The 23348-nt window shown below is 62.9% G+C and carries 23 protein-coding genes; 10 read left to right on the plus strand and 13 right to left on the minus strand.

Annotated elements, in window-relative coordinates; all coding sequences use genetic code 11:
* Positions 1–137: 137 nt before the first annotated feature.
* Positions 138–299 (plus strand): PEP-CTERM sorting domain-containing protein, encoded by a 162-nt coding sequence (locus DKK67_RS17770; protein ID WP_111497850.1) that lies wholly within the window; start codon positions 138–140, stop codon positions 297–299.
* Positions 300–412: 113 nt separating this feature from the next.
* On the opposite strand, the gene DKK67_RS17775 is transcribed toward DKK67_RS17770, so the two are convergent.
* Together DKK67_RS17775 and DKK67_RS17780 are read right to left on the minus strand one after the other, a co-directional pair.
* On the minus strand, positions 413–1486 hold the full coding sequence (locus DKK67_RS17775) for a M48 family metallopeptidase (protein ID WP_111497851.1): 1074 nt from the start codon (positions 1484–1486) through the stop codon (positions 413–415).
* Positions 1486–2994 (minus strand): DUF898 family protein, encoded by a 1509-nt coding sequence (locus tag DKK67_RS17780; protein ID WP_111497852.1) that lies wholly within the window; start codon positions 2992–2994, stop codon positions 1486–1488. Before DKK67_RS17780 ends, DKK67_RS17775 begins: the two co-directional genes overlap by 1 nt.
* 300 nt (positions 2995–3294) lie before the next feature.
* Between DKK67_RS17780 and DKK67_RS17785 the strand changes: the two genes are divergently transcribed.
* The 3 genes from DKK67_RS17785 to DKK67_RS17795 all read left to right on the plus strand — a co-directional run bounded on the left by DKK67_RS17785 (position 3295) and on the right by DKK67_RS17795 (position 6809).
* Positions 3295–4701 carry an SPFH domain-containing protein gene (locus DKK67_RS17785; RefSeq protein WP_111497853.1) on the plus strand — a complete coding sequence of 469 codons (1407 nt, stop codon included), beginning with the start codon at positions 3295–3297 and terminating at the stop codon, positions 4699–4701.
* A 347-nt stretch (positions 4702–5048) separates the two neighbouring features.
* Positions 5049–6044, plus strand: a complete 996-nt coding sequence (locus tag DKK67_RS17790) for an aldo/keto reductase (RefSeq protein WP_111497854.1) — start codon at positions 5049–5051, stop codon at positions 6042–6044.
* A 141-nt stretch (positions 6045–6185) separates the two neighbouring features.
* A complete protein-coding gene (locus tag DKK67_RS17795) occupies positions 6186–6809 on the plus strand; it encodes a transglycosylase SLT domain-containing protein (RefSeq protein WP_111497855.1) in 624 nt (207 codons plus the stop codon).
* 133 nt (positions 6810–6942) lie between these two features.
* Here the strand turns inward: DKK67_RS17795 and DKK67_RS17800 are convergent, their stop codons facing one another.
* Both DKK67_RS17800 and DKK67_RS17805 read right to left on the minus strand, forming a co-directional pair.
* On the minus strand, positions 6943–7365 hold the full coding sequence (locus DKK67_RS17800) for a CAP domain-containing protein (protein ID WP_228160694.1): 423 nt from the start codon (positions 7363–7365) through the stop codon (positions 6943–6945).
* A gap of 516 nt (positions 7366–7881) precedes the next feature.
* Entirely contained in the window at positions 7882–8457 is a 576-nt protein-coding gene (locus DKK67_RS17805; protein ID WP_111497857.1) for a porin family protein, read from the minus strand.
* Positions 8458–8728: 271 nt separating this feature from the next.
* On the opposite strand from DKK67_RS17805, the gene thpR reads away from it, so the two are divergent.
* The gene (gene thpR, locus DKK67_RS17810; RefSeq protein ID WP_162628868.1) at positions 8729–9304 is read left to right on the plus strand and encodes an RNA 2',3'-cyclic phosphodiesterase; all 576 of its coding nucleotides are present in this window, start codon (positions 8729–8731) and stop codon (positions 9302–9304) included.
* Here the strand turns inward: thpR and DKK67_RS17815 are convergent.
* Entirely contained in the window at positions 9279–10901 is a 1623-nt protein-coding gene (locus DKK67_RS17815; protein WP_228160695.1) for an alkaline phosphatase family protein, read from the minus strand. The genes thpR and DKK67_RS17815 overlap by 26 nt on opposite strands.
* Before the next feature lie 76 nt (positions 10902–10977).
* The gene (locus DKK67_RS17820; RefSeq protein ID WP_228160696.1) at positions 10978–11646 is read right to left on the minus strand and encodes an MgtC/SapB family protein; all 669 of its coding nucleotides are present in this window, start codon (positions 11644–11646) and stop codon (positions 10978–10980) included.
* A gap of 145 nt (positions 11647–11791) precedes the next feature.
* Here DKK67_RS17820 and DKK67_RS17825 point away from each other — a divergent pair, with 145 nt between their 5' ends.
* Positions 11792–12043, plus strand: coding sequence for a YkoF family thiamine/hydroxymethylpyrimidine-binding protein (locus DKK67_RS17825; protein ID WP_111497860.1), 252 nt, complete (start codon positions 11792–11794; stop codon positions 12041–12043).
* Between the two features lie 4 nt (positions 12044–12047).
* Here the strand turns inward: DKK67_RS17825 and DKK67_RS17830 are convergent, their stop codons facing one another.
* The 3 genes from DKK67_RS17830 to DKK67_RS17840 all read right to left on the minus strand — a co-directional run bounded on the left by DKK67_RS17830 (position 12048) and on the right by DKK67_RS17840 (position 14301).
* Positions 12048–12662 carry an antibiotic biosynthesis monooxygenase gene (locus tag DKK67_RS17830; protein WP_228160697.1) on the minus strand — a complete coding sequence of 205 codons (615 nt, stop codon included), beginning with the start codon at positions 12660–12662 and terminating at the stop codon, positions 12048–12050.
* Positions 12663–12719: 57 nt separating this feature from the next.
* Entirely contained in the window at positions 12720–13340 is a 621-nt protein-coding gene (gene ycaC / locus DKK67_RS17835; RefSeq protein WP_111497861.1) for an isochorismate family cysteine hydrolase YcaC, read from the minus strand.
* A gap of 91 nt (positions 13341–13431) precedes the next feature.
* Positions 13432–14301: a pirin family protein gene (locus tag DKK67_RS17840; RefSeq protein ID WP_111497943.1), complete on the minus strand. Its 870-nt coding sequence runs from the start codon at positions 14299–14301 to the stop codon at positions 13432–13434.
* Between the two features lie 145 nt (positions 14302–14446).
* Between DKK67_RS17840 and DKK67_RS17845 the strand changes: the two genes are divergently transcribed.
* Complete coding sequence (locus DKK67_RS17845; RefSeq protein ID WP_111497862.1) at positions 14447–15367, plus strand: LysR substrate-binding domain-containing protein; 921 nt, start codon at positions 14447–14449, stop codon at positions 15365–15367.
* Positions 15368–15383: 16 nt separating this feature from the next.
* Here DKK67_RS17845 and DKK67_RS17850 read toward each other — a convergent pair whose 3' ends face one another.
* The 4 genes from DKK67_RS17850 to DKK67_RS17865 form a co-directional block, all read right to left on the minus strand.
* Positions 15384–16301, minus strand: a complete 918-nt coding sequence (locus tag DKK67_RS17850) for a pirin family protein (protein WP_111497863.1) — start codon at positions 16299–16301, stop codon at positions 15384–15386.
* Between the two features lie 163 nt (positions 16302–16464).
* Positions 16465–17352, minus strand: coding sequence for a LysR family transcriptional regulator (locus DKK67_RS17855; RefSeq protein ID WP_111497864.1), 888 nt, complete (start codon positions 17350–17352; stop codon positions 16465–16467).
* A 192-nt stretch (positions 17353–17544) separates the two neighbouring features.
* Positions 17545–18246: a response regulator gene (locus DKK67_RS17860; protein WP_111497865.1), complete on the minus strand. Its 702-nt coding sequence runs from the start codon at positions 18244–18246 to the stop codon at positions 17545–17547.
* 130 nt (positions 18247–18376) lie between these two features.
* Positions 18377–20029 (minus strand): ATP-binding protein, encoded by a 1653-nt coding sequence (locus DKK67_RS17865; RefSeq protein WP_228160698.1) that lies wholly within the window; start codon positions 20027–20029, stop codon positions 18377–18379.
* 321 nt (positions 20030–20350) lie between these two features.
* On the opposite strand from DKK67_RS17865, the gene DKK67_RS17870 reads away from it, so the two are divergent.
* From DKK67_RS17870 to DKK67_RS17880, 3 genes are read left to right on the plus strand one after another with little or no spacing between them, the layout of a single operon-like run.
* Positions 20351–21328 (plus strand): Bug family tripartite tricarboxylate transporter substrate binding protein, encoded by a 978-nt coding sequence (locus DKK67_RS17870; protein ID WP_111497866.1) that lies wholly within the window; start codon positions 20351–20353, stop codon positions 21326–21328.
* Positions 21325–21771 (plus strand): tripartite tricarboxylate transporter TctB family protein, encoded by a 447-nt coding sequence (locus tag DKK67_RS17875; protein WP_111497867.1) that lies wholly within the window; start codon positions 21325–21327, stop codon positions 21769–21771. The genes DKK67_RS17870 and DKK67_RS17875 overlap by 4 nt, the downstream gene beginning before the upstream one ends.
* Complete coding sequence (locus DKK67_RS17880; protein ID WP_111497868.1) at positions 21771–23297, plus strand: tripartite tricarboxylate transporter permease; 1527 nt, start codon at positions 21771–21773, stop codon at positions 23295–23297. The genes DKK67_RS17875 and DKK67_RS17880 overlap by 1 nt, the downstream gene beginning before the upstream one ends.
* Positions 23298–23348 lie beyond the last annotated feature (51 nt).

The following is a 23348-nucleotide window of genomic DNA, read 5'->3' on the forward strand; positions in this document are numbered from 1 at the left end:
AATCGCTCTCAAGCGGCGCAGTCAGCTTGCTTTACAACCGCCGCGACGACGCCCGCCAACTCATTGATTTTGGCCATACCGATAATAGGCCCGCATTATGCACTGCATCCGATGGGACTACATCGAGGACCGATATCATGGCTAAGCTCTACGTTCTTGCGGTAACACTGCTGGCTTCAGGAAGTGCACTGGCAACCCGTTACGAGGATCCCGTGGTCAGCGTACCGGAGCCCAGCACACTGGGCCTGATGGCCACCGCCGGTGTTGCCATCTATCTGATCAACCGTTTCAAGAAGTGAAAGCGCTGAAATAATCGAAGGGATTTTCGTCGGACACCGGGCCGCCCGCCGGCTGCCAGGAAGCCATGCCGAAGCGACATCAGTCAATCGGTGTCCGACGAACAGATAACAAATTACCGGCTTGCCTCGCGGAATCGCTCCAGACGCTCGTCGGTGAGCGGGTGGGACGACACCAGCGCGCCCAGTTGGCCCAGCCACCCCTCGGATTCCTCCTCGTGGCTGCCCTGTTCACCCGTCTCGTCAGAGCCTGGCTCCCCGCCACCATGGGCGGATTCCATGCGCTGCATCACGATCACGAAATAGTTGGGATCCAGGCCCCGCGCCTGCATGGTGTCCAGGGCGAACTGGTCCGCTTCGCGCTCCATGTCCCGGGAATAGGCCAGGTTGAGCAACACGGCCGGGCCGGCCACCGTCGAATCCGCGAAGGACGACAGGTCACCGGTCATCATGACGATCAGCCAAGCCGTCAGCGACGAGTGCACCAGCCCCTCCATGCCGTGGTTGTGAGCCACGTGCCCCAGTTCATGGGCCAGCACGGCAACAAGCTCGCGATCGTCTTCGGCCAGGTTCACCAACTGATCCGTGAACACCACCGAGCCGTCGGGCAGCGCCATGGCGTTGGGACCGATGCCCTCGGCGTCACGGAACAGCACGGTGACCGGGCGTCCGGCCACATCGAGGTAGGGCGAGAACGTTGACTGCAACGCCGCCTGGCGTTCGGCCGACAGGGTGGACGGGGCCATCCAGGTGGCGTCGAGCGCCTGCAGCGTGCTGGTACTGGCCTGCTCCACCACCGACTCGGGCATCCAGCCGGCCACCACCCGGGAGGTCCAGGGCAGGCCGTACAGGAAGGTTCCCAGCGTCACCAGGACCGTCACTACGGCGGCCACCAGGATCAGCCCCAGATGGTTCTCCAGGCGATGCACCCAGCGTGCGACCAGGCCTGAGCGGAACTGGCGCGACAGGGCATCGACGCCGTCATTGTCGGACGTCTCGAACACCCCGTCTTCGGGCAGGTGCAGGTAACGCGGGGTGTTGCCGACCCGCGGCGATACCTGGACCGAGGCCCAGTCCAGGGACCGGGCCTCGTCATCCAGTTCGAGTTTGAGGGCGCCCTCCTCCAGGCGCAGGCGAGCGGATCGCCGGCGGGAGGTGGCGCCACTGTAGAAATCGCCTTCGAGGATCATCAGAACGCGGCGATGCCCACGTCGAAGGCGTCACCCAGCTCCTGACCCAGGGCGCTGGTGCGCTTGCCTTCGGCGGCTACGAAGCCATCCAGGTCTCCGGCCACCACCATTTCCGTGCAGGCCGCGCGATAGCGGGCCATACGCACCTGCGCCCAGGGCGTGCCCAGGCCCAGGGTCAGCAGCACCAGCAGACTGTTGCTGAAGTAGATCCACACCAGCTGCTTGGGCTCCAGGGCGGAATGGAAACTGTGGGACTTGAGCGTCGAGCTGTTGAGGAAGAGGTTCGCCAGGCCCGCCTTGAAGTAGCCGAACACCGCCAGATAGCCCACCATCGCCACCAGCATCCCGAGCATCGGGTGGATCAGCGAACTGGCCACCATGGAGCCGACGCCGAAGCCGATACCGATCAGCAGCCCCTTGCCGAAGAAACCGTAGTATTCGCCGTTGGTGTTCTCGAAATCGAACGCACTGGTGCCGTAGCGCATGCCGGTGGCGATAAAGCGATGATTCTTGAGCGTCGCGAACGGGGTCAGCAACAGCAGGGTCAACAGGTTCAGGAAGGGCCACACCACCATCACCATCAAGGCATCGGCGTAGCTCGCCTGGAAGTCAAAGCGCACGTTGCGGTAAGCGCTGTTCACCGCGCGGAAGCGCAGGGAGCGGATAATGATCCAGGGCATGGCAAAGATAAAGCAGATACCCAGCACGATCCCGGCCAGCGGAAACATCTCCGACACGAAGCCGTACAGGACAAACGCGAAGAAGGCGATCAGCCGCCCCTTGAGGATGGTGATGGGCTCGGCCAGGTACTGGAAGCTGGCGTTATCCAGCCGGGTGTTGCCGTAAAAGTACTGATTATTGCGCACCGTCGCCCAGGCGGAGTAGATCCCCAGGGTGACGATGGTCAGCAGGATGTTGACGATCCAGATGCCAAAATATTCCTTGCCGTTGCCGACGAACTCGAAACGTGCCTCGCGGAAATCTTCCGGTTCCGGCTCCTTGCGGATGGGGCGCTTGATGGGCGTTGAGCCCACGGGCTTGGCCTCGAAACGGGCCGGACCGCCCGCCTCGGAGGCTTCCCCCGCCGTCGGTTGTTCGTCCGCCATGGACAAGGCGGCGGCCTGCGGCGCCTGAGCATCGCCTTCGCTTTCCGCAGATTCCGGGTCTTCGCCCTCGATGGGCACCATGGACAACTCCGCGGCCGAGGTGGCGTGGCGCGGCGGTTGCGCAGGCTTCGGTGTCGGTGTCGACGGCGCAACGGCGGCTTCGGCGTCCGGCATGGGCTCGATGAACACCAGGGCGCCGGCCTTTTTCAGTTGCTCTCGATAATGTTCCGCCTGGGCCTCGGAGAGATCTTTCTTGAGGTAGCGTGCGGCGCCGTCGAACAGTCGCTCGATGCGCTCGTCCGGAGCCTTGAAGATAGCCTGCAGGTTCTTCCTGACCTGCGCGGACGAAACCCCTTCGACAACCTGACCGTCAAATCGGATGCGGTAGCGTGCGGATGGCATAAATCACCTTGATCCTGATCCCTGAAAACGTGCGCGAGGAGGTGCACACGACAACGTCGGCTTCCCTGCTTTCCAAACCTTTTTGCAACGACGCCTATCGCGGAAGTTAACAGAAATTCATCTGATATCTGTGACGTTTGGAAACAACGGTGTGAAATTATTTAAAATCTGAATCTTTTGTGATCAACTCCCGACAATTCCCGGCTCCAGGGCTGAAAACCTGTCGATTTATATGGCGCAAAATCGCAAAGCTGTGTATTTTTGCGCGCTTCACGGAAGACGCATCACAGGAATATCGACATGGATCAAGCAGTCAAAAGCCGGCTGTCGTCGGCCTCCGGTTCGCTGTTGGCGAACCTGAAAAAGTACTTCGCCGGTATTGCCGGCGGCATCGTGGCCATCGTTCTGGCCATGTCCTCGTTTTTCACCACCGAACTGGGCTATACCTACGTCGTGCAGGACACCCTGTTCGGCACCATCCGCGTGTTCAGCGAGCCGGGCGTGCACTTCAAGGTGCCCTTGTTTTCCAACGTCTACACCTACAACCAGGCGATGACGCTGAACTTCGGCAACCAGGAAAACGGCGAAGTCATCAAGGCCACGCGTCAGCTCAACGAGGTGGAAGTCCAGTTTGCCGACACTTACACCGCGCGCATCCCGGCCACCTTCCGCTTCAAGCTCTCGGCCGACCCGAAGCGGATCGTCGCCATGCACCGGGAATTCCGCAGCTACGACAACCTGATTGATTCCCTGCTGCTCAAGAACGCCAAGAACGTCACGGTGGTGACCGCCACCCAGTACACCGGCGAAGAGTTCTTCCAGGGCGGGCTGAACAAGTTCAAGGTGCAGTTGGAAGACCAGCTGCAGAACGGCCTCTACCAGACCGAACGCCGCCAGGTGGAAGTCGAGCAGACCGACCTGGCGGCGGTATCGTCGGAGAATTCGGACGCCGACCGGCTGGAGCACAAGAACCAGCTGGTCTGGAAGAACATCATCCTCCAGGACGATGCCGGGCAGGCGAAGCGACTGGCCAATCCGCTGGAGGCCTATGGCATCCAGGTGCGCCAGGTCACCATTGGCCGACCGATTCCGGAACACCGCCTGGACGAGCTGCTGGTCAAGAAGAAGGACCTGGTCGCCAAACGCATCACCGCCATCCAGGCCCAGGAAACCGCCCGCGCCGAAGCCAAGACCGCCCAACTGGAGAAGGAAATCGTGAAGGCCCGGGCTATCCAGGACGCCCAGCGCGCCAAGGAGCTGGCCATCATTTCCAAGCAGAAGGAAGTGGAAATGGAGCGTCAACAGGCGGAACTGGAGCGCGTGCGTAAGGAGAAGGAAAAGGCCGTCGCGCTGCTGCAGAAAGAGAAGGAACTGGACGTGGCCACAGCGGAACGCAACATCCAGAAAGCCAACGCCGAAGCCGCCAAATTCGCCGCCCAGGCCATCCGCGAGAAAGGCCTGGCCGAGGCGGAAGTAGCCAAGGCCAACCTGCTGGCCAAACAGGCCGCGCGCGACATCTACCTGGCGGAAATCCAGCGCGACATCGCCCAGGTGATGTACCCGGCGCTGAAAGACACCCAGATCAACATGCCCGAATACTACGTCGGAGACGGCAGTGCCACACCGGTCTCCAGTCTCGACGTGTTCACCAGCCTTGGTGCCATGGATCACCTGCGCAAGTCCATGGACCCGCCCCGCCAGAACTGATGCCCCTGCCCCGCCGCTGCGCGGGGCACTCTCCCGCCCCTCTCTTGTTACCGGCCTGATTGCCTGTGCCTGATTGCCCCTTTCTGATCGTCCCTTGCTGACGGCCTCTATCCGATCGCCAGCGCGCCTGTCTGTCCGGATCGTCACATCCGGGGCATTGAACCGGGCGTATGCTGTCCCCAGAGCGTTTATAGGCCAACGGCGATCCGGTTAAGCCCGTAAGCTATGCTGGTGTCTGGCCACCCGATTCAAGCCTCGCTCGATACCGGACGCTGTTTTCAAACACGACTTCCCATGAGAACACCGCAGCCTCAACCAAACACCACGCCTCAACAACAGGAGGAGCCATGAAAACCAGGACGTTAGGCAGTACCGACATCGAAGTCACTCCGATAGGTCTGGGCACCTGGGCCATCGGCGGCTGGATGTGGGGCGGCACCGATGAAAAGGCCTCCATCGACACGATTCATGCGGCCATCGACAAGGGCATCAACCTGATCGACACCGCACCGGTCTACGGCTTTGGCCGTTCCGAGGAAATCGTCGGCAAGGCGCTCGCCGGCGGTCGGCGCGACCAGGTGGTGCTGGCGACCAAGGTGGCCCTGAACTGGGATGAGGACGCCGGCAAGATCTGGCGTGACGCCAGTGCCAAACGCATCCAGCGGGAGGTGGAGGACTCGCTGCGCCGCCTGCAGACCGATCACATCGATCTCTACCAGGTGCACTGGCCCGACCCGGCCACGCCGGTGGAAGAAACCGCCCAGGCCCTGGAAAAACTGCTGCGGGACGGCAAGATCCGCTCGATCGGGGTCAGTAACTTCTCGCCGGACCAGATGGACGCGTTCCGTGAGTTCGCCCCGCTGCACAGCGATCAGCCGCCCTACAACCTGTTCGAGCGGGAGGTTGAATCCGACATCCTGCCCTACTGTCGCGACAACGACACCGCCACCATCACCTATGGCGGCCTGTGTCGCGGCCTGCTGAGCGGCAAGATGAACCCGAATTCCGAGTTCGAGGGCGACGACCTGCGCAACAAGGATCCCAAGTTCCAGGGCGAGCGTTTTACCCAGTATCTCAACGCCGTCAGCGCGCTGGACGCCTACGCCCGCGATCACTTCGGCAAGGACGTGCTGGCCCTGGCGCTGCGCTGGCTGATCGATCAACCGGGCGTCACCTCGGCCCTGTGGGGCGCTCGTCGGCCGGATCAGCTGGACCCTGTGACCAATGTGGAAGGCTGGTCCCTGGCCAAGGAAGACATGCAGGCCATCGACGCCATTCTCAGCGAGCACATCACCGACCCGGTGGGCCCCGAGTTCATGGCGCCGCCCAGTCGGGAGGACTGACGGCCACACGTTGTCCGGTCACACGTTGTTGCCCGCTTCCGCCTTGGCGGAAGCGGGTTATACTGGCCGCATCCCCTAGTCCCGGAGAACACCATCCCGTCCCGACGTCGCTCCATCCTGCGTATCGCTGCCGAATCCGCCGTGCCGCTGGCCCTGGTGGCCGGACTGTCCTGGCTGATCGGTGGCTACCGGGTACTGGTGCCCTCGCCACCGACCAACCCGGACAACCTCTGCGACGTGTTCGAGCAGCACCCGCAATGGTACGACTACGCCGCCGCCTCAGAGGAACGCTGGGGCACGCCCATCGCCACCCAGATGGCCTTCGTGCGCCAGGAGTCAGCCTTCCAGAGCCACATCCGACCGCCCCGCACGCATCTTTTCGGGGTGATCCCCTGGGCCCGTCCATCGACGGCGTTCGGTTACGCGCAGGCCGTGGATCCCACCTGGGAGGAATACATGGCCGACGCCGGCAGCCTGTTCGCCGAACGTTCGCAGATGAAGCACGCCCTCGATTTCATCGGCTGGTACAACGCCCGGGTCCGGCGCCAACTGGGCCTGTCCCTGGACAACACCCGCGACCTGTACCTGGCCTATCACGAAGGCCCCACCGGCTTTGCGCGCCAGAGCTACCGCCAGCGGCCCTGGGTGCAGCGGGTCGCCAACCGGGTAACGGCTCACGCGAACACCTACAGCGGCCAACTGCAGCGCTGCGAAACGGCCTTGCGATGCCGTCATTTCTATTCGATCCGACCGTTCTGCGAGTAGCACGGGCGCGTGACAGGTCGCCGTGTGGATCGAGAAGAGAATGGTTGATCGGCGGGAAGATCGGGGAGGCGGCGAGATGGGAAGGTGCGAGCTGAAAAGAGAATCGACGGGGTCCGTCCCGTCCGGAATCCGCTCAACGCGGATGCGCAAAAACCTGCGTCCAGTAATTGGCGTAATCGGTGCCGTCACCAGCCACTCGTGCGGTACCGAACTCGCTGAAGCTGTCCCGCATGATATTGGCACAGTGCCCGGGGCTGTCCAGCCAGCCGGCCATGACGGCGGACGGCGAGCTGTACCCGGCCGCGATGTTCTCACCCACGATGCTCCACGGATAGCCCGTGGCAGTGACCCGGTCGCCGACGGACAGGCCGTCCGACCCGGTATGACTGAAGAAGTTATAGGTGGCCATATCACTGCTGTGTGCCTGGGCCGCTTCCTCCAGGGTGCAACTGTAGGTCAGCGGTGCAGCTGCGGCGTAATGGGTATCACCGCACATGCGTGGCTCTGAGCGCGCCGCATTGACCAGCTCCAGCAGATCAGCCTGGTACGTCTCCACTTCACAGCCGGACAGTGTCGTAGTGCTTCCCGTGGACGACGATGACCCCGCCGATGACTCGCTGGCCGAGACGGCCGTGCCGGAATCGCTGCCGCCGGAACCGCCCCCGCCGCACGCTGTCAGCGCGACCGCCCCAAACAAGACAAATGTTATTTTTGAGCCACGATTCATAGCCACCTCCTATTAGATTCAGGCGCTAACTATACCTGCAATTTCGGCGGCTGCACGTAGGTAATTCGCGAAATAACAACAAGTTACGAAACTTTACAGCGGAAAGAAAAGGCGAGATAAAACAAAGACCTGTTTATTTATCGAACACTTTTTTGTTGAAAACACGGCCGTGCGGACGTCGAACGGTCATCGTCGAATAGTCATAAATGCGGACATCGCATAGCCATAAAAAAAGTGCCGGACAGACAAACCATCCGGCACTTCTCCGACCGTCACTCACAAGCGCTATCCTGGCGTTGATGACTGAGTGCGGTCTTCCCTTCCTGAATCAGCTCACACGGTGCATCAGAACATGTAGCTCAAACCCACCCGGGCCGTATCGAAATCGGGCCCATCGTTGGTGACCTGACCGTTGAAATCGTCTTCATCCACTTCGACGTTATACCGGTCGTATTCAGCGAACGCGGTCAGACTCTGGGTGACACGGAAATCGACACCCGCACCCACGAAGGGACTGACCTCGTCATAGGTCTCGCTGTCGTCAAAGGCGTCCACATCGTAGGAGTAGACAAAGGCACCGGCCTTACCGTAAATGCCAAAGCTCTCGGTAAGCGGCAGGCGACCCTTGGCGGACAGGGCCAGACCTTTCAGGTCGCTGTTGACGTCATCGTCCTCGCCGAATTCACCGAAATCGAGGTAATCGCCTTCCAGGGCGAAGTACCGGTTGAACTGGTAGCCGACGGTACCGGCAAACAGGTCATTTTCGTCTTCGAACTCACCACCGTGGGATTTGAACCCGCCGTAACTACCGCCAATGTACAAACCAGATTCGTCACGCTTGTCCTGCGCCAAGACCGCCGGTGCGGTGAATACGGCAGCGCCCAGGAGCGTGATGCAAGCAAGATTTGTCTTGTAGTTCATAACGTAAGAGTCCCCGTTGGTTACTTCTTTTGGGTTACCCGGACGATGACGGGTCAGCGATCTCCCGTGGCGCCCGAAACACCCAATCACCCTAACGGAACTTTTCAGGAAACGGGGTTAACCTGGGAATACGTTTTATTAATCAATTAGTTATATTACGAGCTTTTCACCCGCGCAGACCCTGTGAGCCGGGCCTCCGGCCACTTTCACCGGGTCCGCCGAATTACGGCTAAACTGTGAGGGTCTGGACTGGAAAATAATGGAGAACGACATGCTCCGCCTGTTTGTCGGCCTGGAACTTCCGGACGCCATCAAGCACTCGCTGGTCGCAATCAGGAGCAACCTCAAGGGCGCACGCTGGCAGACCACGGATCAACTGCACCTGACCCTGTGTTTTATTGGCAACCTGGACGACGATCACCTGCCGGCGATCTACGATGCGCTGCACGGGTTGACAGTGACGCCCTTCACCCTGACCGTCGAAGGCATCGGCCTGTTCGGGTCGAGTCAGCACCCCAAGAATCTGTGGGTCGGCGTACGCGAGGAGGCGGCGGTGGCGACACTCCATGACGAACTGCACCGGCGCCTGGCACCGCTGGACATCGAGCCGCAGGGCCGCGCCTACCACCCGCACATCACCCTGGCCCGTTTTCGGGGTCGGCGGACCCGTCAGTACGCTGCCCGACAGGACAAACGCGAACCGCCATCCGGCCTGCGCGAGTTACTGCAACAGCACCAAGGCCTGAGCCTGCCGCCGTTCGGGGTGGACCACGTCAGCCTGTTCAGCAGCACACGAAGACCGGAAGGCTCGCACTATCAGGTCATCGGGCGCTTTCCGGCGGACTGAGACCGCTGATCCGGACGCCCCCTGAATAGTGGACGTGCAGGAAGGACCTCAGAGCATCCATGCCGGCGCCCGCCTGCCCGGCCTGCGGCCAGGTGCCGCGCCGGAATCCAGGCAGGACCGTATCCGCATCCTCGTCCAGAAACGGCTGCAGCAGCTCGGGCCGGCGACTGATCACATGCACAGGCACATCCCGGCTGGCGCCTTCGCCGGTCACCAGCGGCGCCGGCTGGTGGTCTCCCAGCAGGATCAGCAGATCGTTGTCCTGCAGATAGCGGCTGGCGTAGTCCGTGGCCACGGCCAGCGAGTAATCCAGAGCCCGCGCATAGTGCTGACGCACCCGCTCCGGGTCCTGCCACAGGCTTGACGGCGCCTCCCCGGCTCCCTGCCAGGGTTCGAACACGCGGCCGGCACCGATGGTCCGCCAGTCGTCCAGCACCGGCAGGATCGGTACCCAGGGCGCATGGCTGCTGATCAGCGCCAGCTCGGCAAACACCGGCGTCGCGCCGGGCTGCCGGACGCGGCGTTCGAAGAACGACCAGGTGTACTGGTCCGGCATGGTGACCCAGTTCAGCGGCGGCCCCTCGTACCCCATACTGTCGGCGTCGTAGATACGGTTGTAGCGCAGCCGTTCACCTTCCGGCCAGGCACGGGTAATCGCCGGCATCACCGCCACCGTGTCGTGGCCGGAGTGGCGAAAGTCGTCGATCAGGGTCGGGTAACCGCTGGCCAGCAGAATGTCGTAGTCCAGTTGGCTGTCCACCCACAGGCCGCTGAGCAAGGTGGCGTGGGCCAGCCAGGACTCTCCGCCCTGCACCGGCGAGCGCAGGCGGCCGCTGACCACCGCCAGGCCGGCCTGCTCCAGCGCCTGCGCCATGCTGTCCAGACGAGGCCCGATACGTTCCCGATAGCGGGGATCATTGAGCGCCGCCATACCGTAGGATTCGACGAAGCCGAGCATCACGTTGCTGGAAGCCAGGGCGCCCAGCGGCTTGGCACCATCCGTGCCCATCGGCGCCGACAGCCGCTGCTCGAACGCCCGGCTGGCCTGCCGGGTTTCCAGCGCCAACGACCACTGCTCCGCCAGCAGCCCAGCGCCACTAATAACGACTGGCGACTGACGCACAGGCACCAGCAGAACACTCAACAGGCCGACACCCAACAGCCCCCAGGCCAACGGCGGCGCTACCCGGGGTCGCTGCAGGCGCATTAACAGCGTCCTTACCAACCAGGTCACACCGACAAACCAGAGCAGCAGAACCAGGACCGCAACCAACGCCGCCGCCCCGCCCAGGTTCGCCGCCACCAGCTCCAGCCCCTTGCCGGCCAGCCCACCATCCAATATCAGGTTGAGCGACCGCCCCAGCGCCTGGTGGATCGCCAGGTCCGCCAGCGCCAGCAGGCTCATCAGGGCGTACCCGGCGCCCAGCAGCCAGGCCAACAGCAGGCTGAAGCGGGAGGCAGGCAGCAGGTTGAACAGCCCGGCCAGCAGCAGGGTCTCAACCGCCAGCCAGGGCAACACCGCAGCACCAGGCCACTGCAGTAACACGAAGCAGGCATTGAGTAGCAACAGAGGGATCAGGAGCGGGATCGGCGGCATGAATGACGTCCGTAATGTGGGTTTCTTCTGATTCCTACGTCCATGACACCCAAAAGGACGCCTCGCTCCGGTTGCATCAGCCCAGCATGGGTGCAATCCGGAACTCGATCACCGCCTCCGTGATTTCCAGGGTCTCGGCCAGACGGGCCGCGCTGCTGTCGTCGGTCGAGCACAGCACCATCTTGTGCCGGCGCACCTGGCGCTCGGCGTGGACCCGGTAGCTGAAGTGGGCGATGCTGAAGCCGTGGCGTTCGATCAGGTCACGCACGAACTGCTCGTTCATGTCCGCCGAGGGGGTGAGCTGCACATCGAAATGATAGAACCCCTGGGTGGGCACCTTGCTCTCGACCCAGCGGAACAGGGCCAGCACCACCACGACGATCAGCAACGACACTGTCAGCGGCAGGTAGAAGCCAACGCCGGCGAGAATACCGATAGCCGCCGTCACCCAGATCGACGCCGCCGTAGTGAGACCGCGCACGGTCAGGCCTTCCTTGACGATCACCCCCGCCCCGAGGAAACCGATGCCGGTCATGATGCCCTGGGCCATCCGGGTCGGGTCCAGCCGGACGTTCGCCATGGTCTCCGGGATCCAGTGGGACTCGTAGACCGTGACCAGCATCAGCAGACTGGACGCCAGGCACACCAGCGAGTGGGTGCGAAAGCCCGCGGGACGACCGTGGAACGAACGCTCGTAGCCAATGATTGCCCCGGCGCCCAATGCGGCAAGCAGCCGCCATGTCATTTCCAGCTCGTCACCGCTCAATCCGGATGCTCCCTGCTCACGCCTCTTATTGGGAGATTAGCAGAAGCACGGACAAACGCTGGTCCGCCCCGCCCGGCTAGCGTTAGGCTGAAATCACAGAACCACGGCCAGAGGAGATTGAACCATGTATCTATCCGTGCAGATCAGCCACTACCCGCTGCAGGATGACTACAAACCCTGCATCAAGCAGGTCATCGAACGGTTGAAAAGCAGCGAGCTGGAAGTACACCCAAATCGTATGAGCACCCAGGTGTTCGGCGAGTTCGACGACGTGATGCGGGTTCTGTCCGAGACCATGAAATGGTCTTTCGAAACCCACGGCAAGGCGGTATTTACCGCCAATTTCCTGGAGGGAGACCGGCGGCCAGCAGACTGATCGCCTAGCGAAACAGCCAGGGCGCCACCAGCCGAACCACTCGGGGCATGACCAGGTACACCACCAGGGCCACGATGGTACCCGCAATCAACCCGTGCCGAATGCCCCAGGTGGAAAGCGTCGGGAGAGCTTCAAAAACAGGCTGCCAAAGAAGTGGGACAACCATAGTGAGCGGCCAGATCACCGCGGTGGTGACAAGCCACTGTTTCCAGCGCGTCGGCTGTTTGGCCCCGGATGCCGGCGGCGTGAACCAGAAATCAATGCCCGTTCGGATCTCCACCTGCTCATCCTGCTCCAGTGCGGGCAGGATGTCGGCGACCAGTTCCCGGCGGATATCGGAGTCCAGCCAGGCTTCCGCTTGCTGGGCGCCGGAGAACCGGACCGCGATCTCGAAAGCCTGACTTCCCTCGGGTGGTCGCAGCACATGAACGCCCTGATGCCCGGGAAACCGGGCCGCCGCCTCAATGATCTGCCTGAGCCAGGTTTCGTACCGTGCCCGTTCGCGCGGCCGTACCGTGTGGCGAATGAAAATGGTTCGCCCGGATTCATAGTGCGCCCCAGACTCACGGGGCGCTCCGGGTTCCGTTCTTTCTTGTGGGTCGTTCATGGCATCACTCATCGTCCGTCGCCGTGCCGATCAGGCCCACGTTCCGTGTGGGCCTGATGCCCAGAACCGTTACTTCTGCTGGGAAGCAAAGCTCTGCATCAGGTTGGAGTAATGCGGCAGATGGCTGGCCAGAATACCGCCAAAGCCTTCGATGTCGTTACGCCAGTCCCGGTGCAATTCGCCAGCCACGCTGAACCAGTTCATCAACTGGGCACCGGCCGCCTCCATGCGACGCCAGGCGGCATCCCGGGTGACGGCGTTAAAGGTACCCGAGGCATCGGTAACGACAAACACCTCATACCCTTCCTCTATGGCGGACAGAGTGGGGAAAGCCACGCAAACGTCCGTCACGACACCCGCAATCAGCAGCTGTTTCTTGCCGGTCGCCTTCACCGCCTTTACGAAATCCTCGTTGTCCCAGGCATTGATCTGGCCCGGGCGCGGAAAATACGGCGCGTCGGGGAACGCGTCCTTGAGCTCCGGCACCATAGGCCCGTTGGGGCCATCCTCGAAGCTGGTGGTCAGAATGGTCGGAATATTGAAGAACTTGGCAATGTCCGCCAAAGCCAGCACGTTATTCTTGAAGTCGTCCGGGGAAAAATCCCGGACCAGGGACAACAACCCCGATTGATGGTCAACCAGCAGCAGCGCCACGTCGTCTTTGTCCAGTCGCTTGTATTGAAAAGCCATGAGCCATCTCCTTGTGTCTTTGATTTTGCGTCTTTGATTGCTTGGTTCTCCGGCCTGTCGACCGGACACTCACCTCACCAGACCGGATGGTCTAGCGCTCAAGCAGGCCGAAACGCCCCTCCCGGAAGTCGCTGATCGCCTGCTGAATCTCTTGACGGGTGTTCATGACGAAGGGCCCCTGCCCCACCACCGGCTCATCAATGGGTTCGCCGGTGAGGATCAGGAGACGGGCCCGGTTGTTAGCTTCCAGCTCAATCGTTGTGCCGCTGCGTTCCAGGGAAGCCAGGCCGGCGTCACGCAGGATGTCCGAGCCATTGAGCAGGACCGTTCCGCTCAGCACCACCACGAACGTCGTGTGCCCTTCGGGCAGGTCAAGGGCAATCCGACCGCCCGGTTCCGCCTGGATATCCCAGACGTTGATGGGCGTGAAGGTCCTGGCCGGGCCACGCCGCCCCCAGTATTCGCCAGCAATGATGCGCAGCTCGCCACTCTGGTCACTCAATGGGATTGTGGGAATCCGGTTGCTGAGGAGGGTCTGGTAAGCGGCAGGCGCGCTTTTGTCCCTTGCTGGCAGGTTGATCCACAGCTGGACCATCTCCAGTACACCGCCCTGTTCCGTAAACGCCGGAGAGTGAAACTCCTCATGGACAATGCCGGCACCCGCCGTCATCCATTGCACATCGCCCGCCCTGATCACACCGCCGTTGCCGGCCGAGTCGCGATGCGCCAACTCGCCCTGGAAGACAAGCGTGACGGTTTCGAAGCCGCGATGGGGATGCGGGCCGACACCTCGCCGGCTCGTAGCTGGTGGAAAGGACGCGGGCCCGGCGTAGTCAATGAGCAGGAACGGCGACGTATTCCTCGCGCCCATTCGCTCATGGGACAGGAGTGTTCGAACCGGAAACCCATCGCCAACCCAGTGGCCACGGGGAGGGCTGTATGTCGTTGCTATCTTTTTCATCACGACCGTCTCCCGATGCATCGTTCGCTGTGCAATCATCTGGCACGTCATCACCCAGCGATCAACCATCACGATAGAGCAGCCCGGACGCCGCGAGTAGGCACCAATTTTCATACTCTGAGTTCCAGTAATAGGACGCCGACATATGCAGGACCTGAATGATCTCTACTACTTCGTCAAGGTGGTCGATCACGGTGGCTTCGCCCCCGCCGGCCGCGCCCTGGGACTGCCCAAATCCCGTCTGAGCCGCCGGATTGCAGAACTCGAGCATCGCCTGGATACGCGCCTGATCAATCGGTCCACGCGGGGATTCACCGTGACGGAACTGGGTAAGGAGTACTACCGGCACTGCCTGGCCATGCTGGTGGAAGCGGAGGCCGCGCAGGAAGTCATTGACCGGTCACAGTCCGAACCCAAGGGCTGCATCCGGTTGAGTTGCCCGCCGGGGCTGATCTACTTTCTGATCGCCCCTCTGGTGGTGCGTTTTATGGAACGCTATCCGGAAGTAAAGATTGAGATGAACGCGACGAGTCGCCGCGTCGACGTGGTCCGGGAAGGCTATGATCTCGCCCTGAGAGTCCGCTATCCACCGCTGGAGGACAGCGGCCTGACCATGAAGGTGCTTTCGAAAAGCCCACAGTGCCTGATGGCTGCGCCGGATCTGGTAGCGGCGCAAGCCTCCCCCGCCACGCCGGACGATCTGGCCCACTGGCCCAGCATCGATTTCGAACAGTGGGACGGCCAACACGTCTGGTGCCTGGATGGCCCTGAAGGTGCCTCCGTCCAGATCCACCACCAGCCGCGCCTGGTCACCGACGATGTGTTCACCTTGCGAGAGGCGGCGCTGGCCGGGCTGGGCGTCATAAAGATGCCCCTGATCGTGGGCGGGAGGGACCTGCTGGAAGGGCGGCTGGTCAGCGTGTTGCCGGAATGGAGACCGCGTGGCGGCATCTTCCACGCGGTCTTTCCTTCCCGGAGAGGCCTGTTACCGGCCGTCAGGGCTTTCCTGGATTTCGTTGCCGAGGCCCTGGACGAGGTGGATTTCCGACTGCCGGGTGATGGATAACGCGGGATTCCTACGGTCAGGTGCCGGGCAACGGAATGAACTCGTCCTCGTCCCCGGGCACCTTCGGGAAACGGCCCGCCTGCCAATCCGCTTTTGCCTGTTCCAGTCGTTCCTGGCGGCTGGACACGAAATTCCACTCCATGAAACGGGGCGGAAACGCCTCGCCTCCAACCACGGCGATGCGCGCTTCTTCCGTGGCGACAATCTCGATACCGGCCTTGCGCTCAAAGACCGCCATGGCGTACTGCGGAATAATGGACTGTCGGGCCCGGATCGCTCCATCGGCCACATAGAGAGCCCTTTCGGGCGCATCCGGCAACACCAGAGACTGTCCTTGCTGGAGGTGGGCTTCGACGTACAGAGTCTCCGAATGGGTCTTGACCGGCGAGGTCACGCCGTAGGCCGTCCCCATGATGACCCGGACGGAAACACCGTCCACGTCCAGGGCCGGAATATCGGCGCTGGGGTAATGATAAAAAGCCGGTTCGGTCTCTTCCTGATCTTCCGGCAGGGCAAGCCACAGTTGGAGGCCGTGCAGGCGGTGATCGGTGGCCGTTACTACGGGCCGCTCCCGTTCGGAATGCACAATGCCCTTACCGGCCACCATCAGGTTGATATCGCCGGGCCGTATCGGCTGTACGCTCCCCAGGGAGTCCCGGTGCAGGATCTCGCCTTCAAAGAGGTAGGTGACCGTCGCCAGATTGACGTGAGGATGCGGGCGGACATTGATACCCTCACCGGCCGGGAAATCCGCCGGCCCCATGTGGTCGAAGAAGATCCAGGGCCCCACCATCTGGCGTTCGCGGGTGGGCAGGACACGCCTCACGGAGAACCCACCCAGGTCCTTTTCGCGGGGCTGGATGATCATTTCAATGGCGCTGCAGGAGCGGTCAACATCACAGTCGCCCGCCAGCGCTTCACTCAGGTTGCTCATGGTCCACCTCACACTGTCCAGCGGCCGGGGAATCCCGTGCCTGTTGCCTGCGTTTAAACATAGCGGACTGTCGACAGAATCAGTAGACAGGCAACTGGAACTCAGCGTTCCATGACAGCACCGGGAGCCATTGGACCCACGCGCGGCGATACACCTGCGTCACTCACCAGTCCACGTCGCGCGCCAGCGCCAGGAACGCCGACAGGTAATCCACCTCGAGTTCGGCTTCACGGACACCGAGGAAGATCTGCTTGGCAATGCCGGTCGGCCCCAGACGGACCGGAACCAGCGGCATCCGATGCGCGTATTCCTCCACCAGCCAGCGGGGCAGCGCGGCGACGCCCCGGTTGGCTGCCACCATCTGCAGCAGGATGTCGGTGGTTTCCAGAGTCTTGTGTTTGCGCGGCATGGTCTGCGCCGGCAGCAGAAACTGGTTGAAGATGTCGAGCCGCTCCACTTCCACGGGATAGGTGATCAGCACCTCGTCTTCCAGGTCCGCCGGCTCCACCCACTCACGCCCCGCCAGGCGGTGGGAACGGCTGACCACCAGCACCTGCTCGTAATCATGGACGGGCGTGAAGATCAGCCCCGGGCGCTGGATCGGGTCGGGGGTGACCAGCATGTCGATGTCGTAGCCCAGCAAGGCGCCCAACCCGCCGAACTGGAACTTCTGCTTGACGTCCACATCCACCTGCTGCCAGCGCTCCAGGTAGGGCGCCACCACCTTCAACAACCACTGGTAACAGGGATGACACTCCATGCCGATGCGCAGGGTCCCGCGCTGGCCCTGCGCCATCTGCCCCACCACGGTCTCGGCGTGTTCCAGTTGCGGCAACAGCCGGTTGGCCACCGACAGCAGGTAATAGCCGGCCTGCGTCAGGTGCATGCTGCGTCCCTCGCGCGTCCACAACGGCGTGCCCAACTGGTGCTCCAGCTTCTTCACGGTGTGGCTCAACGCCGATTGGGTCAGGAACAGCTTGTCCGCGGCGGCGGTCATCGACCCCTGGCGGTCGATCTCCCGCAGAATGGCAAGGTGATTGCGGTCCAGCACGGCCGGCCTCCATGAGCGTATCTAATCGGTTTGCGCAAACTTAGCATTTTTAGTCATCCAGATCCCGATCCAGTCTGGACGGGACCCCCTTCAGGAAAGGCGGAAGCACAGCTGACGACCTGGCAGCCGTGCGTGCCGTCCGGCCCGAGCGCTTCATGGCCGTCAACGATGAGGTGGATGCGCGCAGGGCGCTTAGTGGGCCGGTGTCACAGACCGGTAACGCCGCTCCGGTCGCCCCACGGTGCCGTAGCTGACTTCCGCGGTCAGCTCGCCGGCGGTGACCAGGTACTCCAGATAGCGTCGCGCGGTGGTGCGTGAGGCCCCGATCTGCTGGCCTACGGCGTCGGCGCTCCAGTCACCCGGCGCGCGCACCACATCGCGGATCTTGTCCAGGGTGAGCGGGTCGATGCCTTTGGGAAGTCGCGGGGCCGACGTGGCTGGAGCGTCCGTCTCCGGCGTGTTGCGCGGCAACAGGGCATCGACTTCGCGCTGGGCCAGGTCGCCGAGGCTGTCGAGGGTGTCCAGGTGCTGCTGATAGCGCTGCAGCGCCGCTTGCAGGCGCTCGAACACCAGCGGCTTGAGGATGTAGTCAAACACGCCGCCACGCAGGGCGCTGCGCAACGTCTCCACCTCCCGCGCCGCAGTGATCAGAATGACGTCCGACGGACTGTCGCCGGCGCGCAGTTCACGCAATAACTCCAGGCCATTGCCGTCCGGGAAATAGACGTCCAGCAGCACCAGGTCAGGCTGCAGCACATCCAGTTGGTCGCGGGCGTCCGCCAGAGAATGGGCAATGCCGCACAACTCCACGAAATCAATGCGCTCGATGAAACGCCGCTGGATTTCCGCAATCTGCCGGTCGTCTTCCACAATCAGCAGTCGAATCGTCTTCACTCGCTGGTCTCTCTCGTTCTTGTTGGATGGTCCGTGCCGTTCAGGTTGTGCCCGAGCGCCGCATCCGGTACGCCCGCCATCACACCAGTCCCGCGCCACGGCCGCAACGCCGGCCGGTGCTCCCGCTCATTCAGTGGGCGGACGCTGCCTTGGCCTGATCCTGCCCTGTCGCCGCTGGCACTTTGGGCAGATAGAGCGTGAAACGGCTGCCCGAGGGCTGCAGGGTCTCTACCGTCACCGAACCGCCCCAGCGCTCGACGAACTGCCGCACCAGGAACAGGCCGATGCCGTGATCGCCATCCGGCTTATTGGTCACGCCCCGCTCGAAGATGCGCTCGTGCTGGTCTTCGGGAACGCCTGGCCCCTGGTCTTCCACTTCGAAGATCAGGTCGTGTCCCAGATCGGTCATGCTCAGGTGGACCAGGCCGCCCTCCCCGGTCTGCTGCCGGGTGGCTTCCAGCGCGTTGTCGATCAGGTTGCCCAGGGCGCTGACCAGTTGGTCCTTGGGCAGGTTGTCCGGCAGGTCCGCCATCTGGCTGTCCGGATCGATCACCAAGCGCAGGCCCATTTCCCGCGCCCGGTTGTACTTGCCCAGCAGACAGCCGGCCAGTACGGAGTCCGGCACCGCTTCCAGCAGCAGGTGGATCAGCGCCTGGTGGTCGTCCACTTCGCTGCCGATCAGGCTCAGGGCTTCGTCGTTGGCGCCGATCTGGATCAGCCCGGCGATGGTGTGCAGCTTGTTGGAATACTCGTGGGTCTGGCTGCGCAGGGTGTCGGCGTACTGCTGGATGCGGGTCAACTGGCGGCTGACCTGGTCCAGCTCATCGCGCAGCCGGAAACTGGCCACCACGCCGATGATGCGCCCGCCCTGCCGCACCGGCAGGCGGTTGACGATCATCTGCCGGCCGCGCATCCAGACTTCCTGGTCGAAGGCGGATTCGCCGGTCTCGATCACTCGGGTCAGGTTGTTCTCGGGCAGCACCTCGTCGATGGGACGGCCCGCCAGACGGGTGTCCGCCTCCAGGTTCAGGGTATCCACGGCGGTGCGGTTGAACGTGGTGATCACGCCGTCCCGGTTGATCGCGATGATGCCCTCGCGCACGGACTGCAGGGTGGCATCCCGTTCCTGGAACATGGCGGCGATCTGCTCCGGCTCCAGGCCGAAGATGGCGCGCTTGAAGCGCCCGGCGATGACGATGGCCGCCAGCACACTGCCCAGCAGCATCAGGCCCATAACCGTGTAGAGCACCATGTTGTAGCGGGCGATGGTTGAGAGCACCTGATCCAGCGAGTAGCCCACCGAGACGATGCCGATGATGGCGCCGGTCTCGGGCACCACGATGGGCGCCTTGCCGCGCATGGACAGCCCCAAACTGCCCTCTGCCCGCGCCACGTAGCCCTCGCCGTGGACCAGCGCGCGGGTGCCGTAGTCGCCGTCGTCGTCGGCCATGGAATGGCCCAGGCGCGACGGGTCGGGATGGGCCAGGCGGATGGCGTTGTGGTCACCGATGACGATGAACAGCGCCTGGTTGGTCTGCGCCACCCGCTCGCTCAGCGCCATCAGCTCGTCGGAGTCGCGCCGCTGAACGCCGTCGATCACTGCCGGCATGGCCGCCACGGTCTTGGCGACCATCAGCGCGCGCTGGCCGATCTCGTCGTACAGGGATTCGCTCAGGTAGTAGCCGGCAAACCCGCCGATCAGGCCGGTCTGCAGGGCGCTAACCAGGCCCAGTACGAGGATCATCCGGGTTTTGAGTTTGGGCTTTCGGTACGTCCAGCGCATGGTCGGGAACGGGCTTCAGTATTGGGAGCGTCTGCATCACGCCTTTGTTATAGCCCTTCAGGTTACTGCACTCGGTGGCGTTTTGCCTGTGAACTTTATGAACAAAACGCGCTTTAAATTCTTTAAAGGCTTTACGCCCACAAACTTCTGCTGTTCCTGTTCACTCCTTAACCTGCCCGTCATGTTCCGGGTAGGTCTTACTACTTACAAAACCGCAAGCGCCACCCGGGACCCGAACGATGTTTCCACACGCGAGCGCCGGCCTCCGGCCGGTTCCGGCTTGCGCTGATAGCGAGACAACAACAAACCGAGGTGACAACGATGCTTATCAAACGATGCCTGTCCTTCGTGGCCATGGCCACGTTCAGTGTTTCCGCCCTGGCCTGGGAGCCTTCCGGAAAAGTCGAATGTATCGCCCCGTCCGATCCCGGCGGCGGCTGGGATTTCACCTGCCGCAGCGTCGGTAACGTGCTGCAGGATCTTGAGCTGGTGCCGGGCAGCGTCCAGACCACCAACATGGCCGGCGCCGGCGGTGGCGTGGCCTATGCCCACACCATCAGCAAGCGTAACGACGACGATACCCTGCTGGTGGCCGGCTCCACCGCCACCATCACCCGTCTGGCCCAGAACCAGTTCCCGGGCATGAACGCCGACATGGTGCAATGGGTCGGCGCGCTGGGCGCTGACTACGGCATCATTGCCGTGGGCAAGGATTCCAAGTACCAGAACCTGAACCAGTTGATGGACGCCATGAAGGCCAACCCGCGCTCGGTCAAGTTCGCCGGCGGCAGTGCCCGCGGCGGCTGGGATCACCTCAAGGTGCTGATGACGGCCAAGGAAGCCGGCGTCGATAAGCTGCCTTCCGTGCCCTACCTGTCCTACAACAACGGTGGCGAAGCCCTGACCCAGGTGGTCGGTGGCCAGGTGGACGCCTTCACCGGCGACGTCACCGAGACCACCGGCTTTATGGAATCCGGCGATATCCGCATCCTCGCGGTACTGGCCGATGAGCGCCTGCCCGGCAAGCTGAGCGACATTCCCACCGCCAAGGAACAGGGCATCGACGCCGTCGGCCCGAACTGGCGCGGCTTCTACATGCCCAAGGGCGCTTCCGACGAGGCCAAGGCCTACTGGACCGACGCCATCAACACCGTCTACGCCAGCGACGAGTGGAAGAAGGTCATGAAGCGGAACGGCCTGATCCCGTTCCACCCGGACTCCGACCAGTTCGACAACTTCATCCACAAGCAGGTGGACGACATCCAGCAACTGTCCCGTGAAATAGGGCTGCTGAAATGACAGCCCGCGGCGACCGTATCCTCGGTCTGGGGCTGTTCGTCCTCGCTGTCGCCTATGGCTGGGCCGCCCAACAGTGGCCCGAGCCTTTCGGCGGCACGGAGACCGTCGGCCCCGAGACCTTTCCCACGCTGCTGGCCATCGTCCTGGCCCTGTCCAGCGTCTACCTGATCGTCAAGCCGGACCCGGATGCCCAGTGGCCAATGGGCCGCACCGCCGCCGAGATCCTGCTGTCGATCGCCATCCTGGTGGCCTACGCCTTCCTGCTGGAGCCACTGGGCTTTGTCATCGCCACCACCCTGGCGGTGGGCACCCTGTGCTGGCGCATGGGCGCGCGGCTGCGGTCGGCCTTCGTCATCGGCCTGATCGGCGCCGTCGTGGTGTTCGTGCTGTTTAACTACGGTCTGGAACTGAGTCTGCCCGGCGGACTCCTGGAGTTCGAATAATGGAGACGGTCCAGTTTCTGATGGACGGCTTTGCCGTCGCCCTGACCCCGACCAACCTGATGTTCGCGCTGTTCGGCGCCTTCATCGGCACCCTGATCGGCGCCCTGCCCGGCCTGGGGCCGGCCAACGGCGTGGCGATCCTGATCCCGCTGGCGTTCACCCTGGGGCTGCCGCCGGAAACGGCGATGATCCTGCTGACGTCCGTCTATGCGGGCGCCATGTACGGCGGCCGGATTTCCTCGATCCTGCTGAATATTCCCGGTGACGAACCGGCGATGATGACCTGCCTGGACGGCTATCCCATGGCCCAGAAAGGCAAGGCGGCCGAGGCCCTGGCCATGTCCGCCATCGCCTCGTTCGCAGGCAGCCTGGTGGGCACCATCGGCCTGATCCTGCTGGCCCCGGCCCTGGCCAAGTTCGCCCTGACCTTTGGCCCGGCGGAGTACTTCGCGCTGTTCATGCTGGCGTTCGCCACCCTCGGCGGCATCACCGGCAAGAACCCGATGAAAACCGTCGTCGCGGCCACCCTGGGCCTGATGATTTCCACCGTGGGCATCGACATCGCCACCGGCACCCAGCGCTACACCTTCGGCGTGCTGGAGCTGTTTGAAGGCATCGACTTCATCCTCGCCATCGTCGGCCTGTTCGCCATCTCCGAACTGCTGTTCTTCATCGAGCAGCGCGCCGGAGCCGGCCGCAAGCTGATCAAGGTGGGTAAGCTCATGCTGCGCCCGAAAGAGATCCTGCAGGCGGTGCCCACCATGTTCCGCGGCGGCATCCTCGGCTTCATCGCCGGCGTCCTACCCGGCGCGGGGGCGTCCCTGGGCAGCTTCATCAGCTACACCCTGGAGAAGCAGTACCTGGGCAAACGCAGCCAGTTCGGCGAAGGGGATCCGCGCGGTGTGGCGGCGCCCGAGGCCGGTAACAACGGCGCGTCTTCCGGCGCGCTGGTGCCCATGCTGACGCTGGGGGTTCCGGGCAGCGGCACCACCGCCGTGCTGCTGGCGATGCTGATCTCCCTCAACATCACGCCGGGCCCGCTGATGTTCACCCAGAACGCGGACATCGTCTGGGGCGTGATCGCGGCACTGCTGATCGGCAACGTGATCCTGCTGCTGCTCAATATCCCGCTGGTCGGGTTCTTCGTGAAGCTGCTGTCGGTGCCGCCGATGTACCTGCTGCCCATCGTCACCATGGTTGCGTTCGTGGGCATCTACTCAATCAGCCACAGCACCTTCGATCTGTACTTCATGATCGCTTTCGGCATCGCCGGCTTCATCCTGCGCAAGCTGGAGATTCCCATGGTGCCGATCATCCTGGGTCTGCTGCTGGGGCCGGAAATGGAGAAGAACCTGGGCCACGCCCTGGTCATCTCCGACGGCGACTGGAGCATCCTGTGGGCCAGCCCGCTGGCACTGGGCCTGTGGATCGTGGCCGGCCTGGGACTGATCCTGCCGTACATCATCGGCCCCCTCCTGCGCCGTCGGATGAACGCGGCCATGAAAGAGGACCCGGTTTCCGACTGATTGCTCTTCAATCTGCTGATGATCTGTCATCGGTGCTTTGGGGCGTCCGGC

It is taken from the genome of Marinobacter bohaiensis (genome assembly GCF_003258515.1).
Classification (GTDB): Bacteria; Pseudomonadota; Gammaproteobacteria; order Pseudomonadales; family Oleiphilaceae; genus Marinobacter_A; species Marinobacter_A bohaiensis.

Excerpts from the sequence above, each read along its gene's own strand:
- DKK67_RS17770 (WP_111497850.1), top strand. The coding sequence starts at position 138 with ATGGCTAAGCTCTACGTTCTTGCGGTAACACTGCTGGCTTCAGGAAGT.
- DKK67_RS17775 (WP_111497851.1), bottom strand. The coding sequence starts at position 1,486 with ATGATCCTCGAAGGCGATTTCTACAGTGGCGCCACCTCCCGCCGGCGA.
- DKK67_RS17780 (WP_111497852.1), bottom strand. The coding sequence starts at position 2,994 with ATGCCATCCGCACGCTACCGCATCCGATTTGACGGTCAGGTTGTCGAA.
- DKK67_RS17785 (WP_111497853.1), top strand. The coding sequence starts at position 3,295 with ATGGATCAAGCAGTCAAAAGCCGGCTGTCGTCGGCCTCCGGTTCGCTG.
- DKK67_RS17790 (WP_111497854.1), top strand. The coding sequence starts at position 5,049 with ATGAAAACCAGGACGTTAGGCAGTACCGACATCGAAGTCACTCCGATA.
- DKK67_RS17805 (WP_111497857.1), bottom strand. The coding sequence starts at position 8,457 with ATGAACTACAAGACAAATCTTGCTTGCATCACGCTCCTGGGCGCTGCC.
- thpR (WP_162628868.1), top strand. The coding sequence starts at position 8,729 with ATGCTCCGCCTGTTTGTCGGCCTGGAACTTCCGGACGCCATCAAGCAC.
- DKK67_RS17815 (WP_228160695.1), bottom strand. The coding sequence starts at position 10,901 with ATGCCGCCGATCCCGCTCCTGATCCCTCTGTTGCTACTCAATGCCTGC.
- DKK67_RS17820 (WP_228160696.1), bottom strand. The coding sequence starts at position 11,646 with ATGACATGGCGGCTGCTTGCCGCATTGGGCGCCGGGGCAATCATTGGC.
- DKK67_RS17825 (WP_111497860.1), top strand. The coding sequence starts at position 11,792 with ATGTATCTATCCGTGCAGATCAGCCACTACCCGCTGCAGGATGACTAC.
- DKK67_RS17830 (WP_228160697.1), bottom strand. The coding sequence starts at position 12,662 with ATGAGTGATGCCATGAACGACCCACAAGAAAGAACGGAACCCGGAGCG.
- ycaC (WP_111497861.1), bottom strand. The coding sequence starts at position 13,340 with ATGGCTTTTCAATACAAGCGACTGGACAAAGACGACGTGGCGCTGCTG.
- DKK67_RS17840 (WP_111497943.1), bottom strand. The coding sequence starts at position 14,301 with ATGAAAAAGATAGCAACGACATACAGCCCTCCCCGTGGCCACTGGGTT.
- DKK67_RS17845 (WP_111497862.1), top strand. The coding sequence starts at position 14,447 with ATGCAGGACCTGAATGATCTCTACTACTTCGTCAAGGTGGTCGATCAC.
- DKK67_RS17850 (WP_111497863.1), bottom strand. The coding sequence starts at position 16,301 with ATGAGCAACCTGAGTGAAGCGCTGGCGGGCGACTGTGATGTTGACCGC.
- DKK67_RS17865 (WP_228160698.1), bottom strand. The coding sequence starts at position 20,029 with ATGCGCTGGACGTACCGAAAGCCCAAACTCAAAACCCGGATGATCCTC.
- DKK67_RS17870 (WP_111497866.1), top strand. The coding sequence starts at position 20,351 with ATGCTTATCAAACGATGCCTGTCCTTCGTGGCCATGGCCACGTTCAGT.
- DKK67_RS17875 (WP_111497867.1), top strand. The coding sequence starts at position 21,325 with ATGACAGCCCGCGGCGACCGTATCCTCGGTCTGGGGCTGTTCGTCCTC.
- DKK67_RS17880 (WP_111497868.1), top strand. The coding sequence starts at position 21,771 with ATGGAGACGGTCCAGTTTCTGATGGACGGCTTTGCCGTCGCCCTGACC.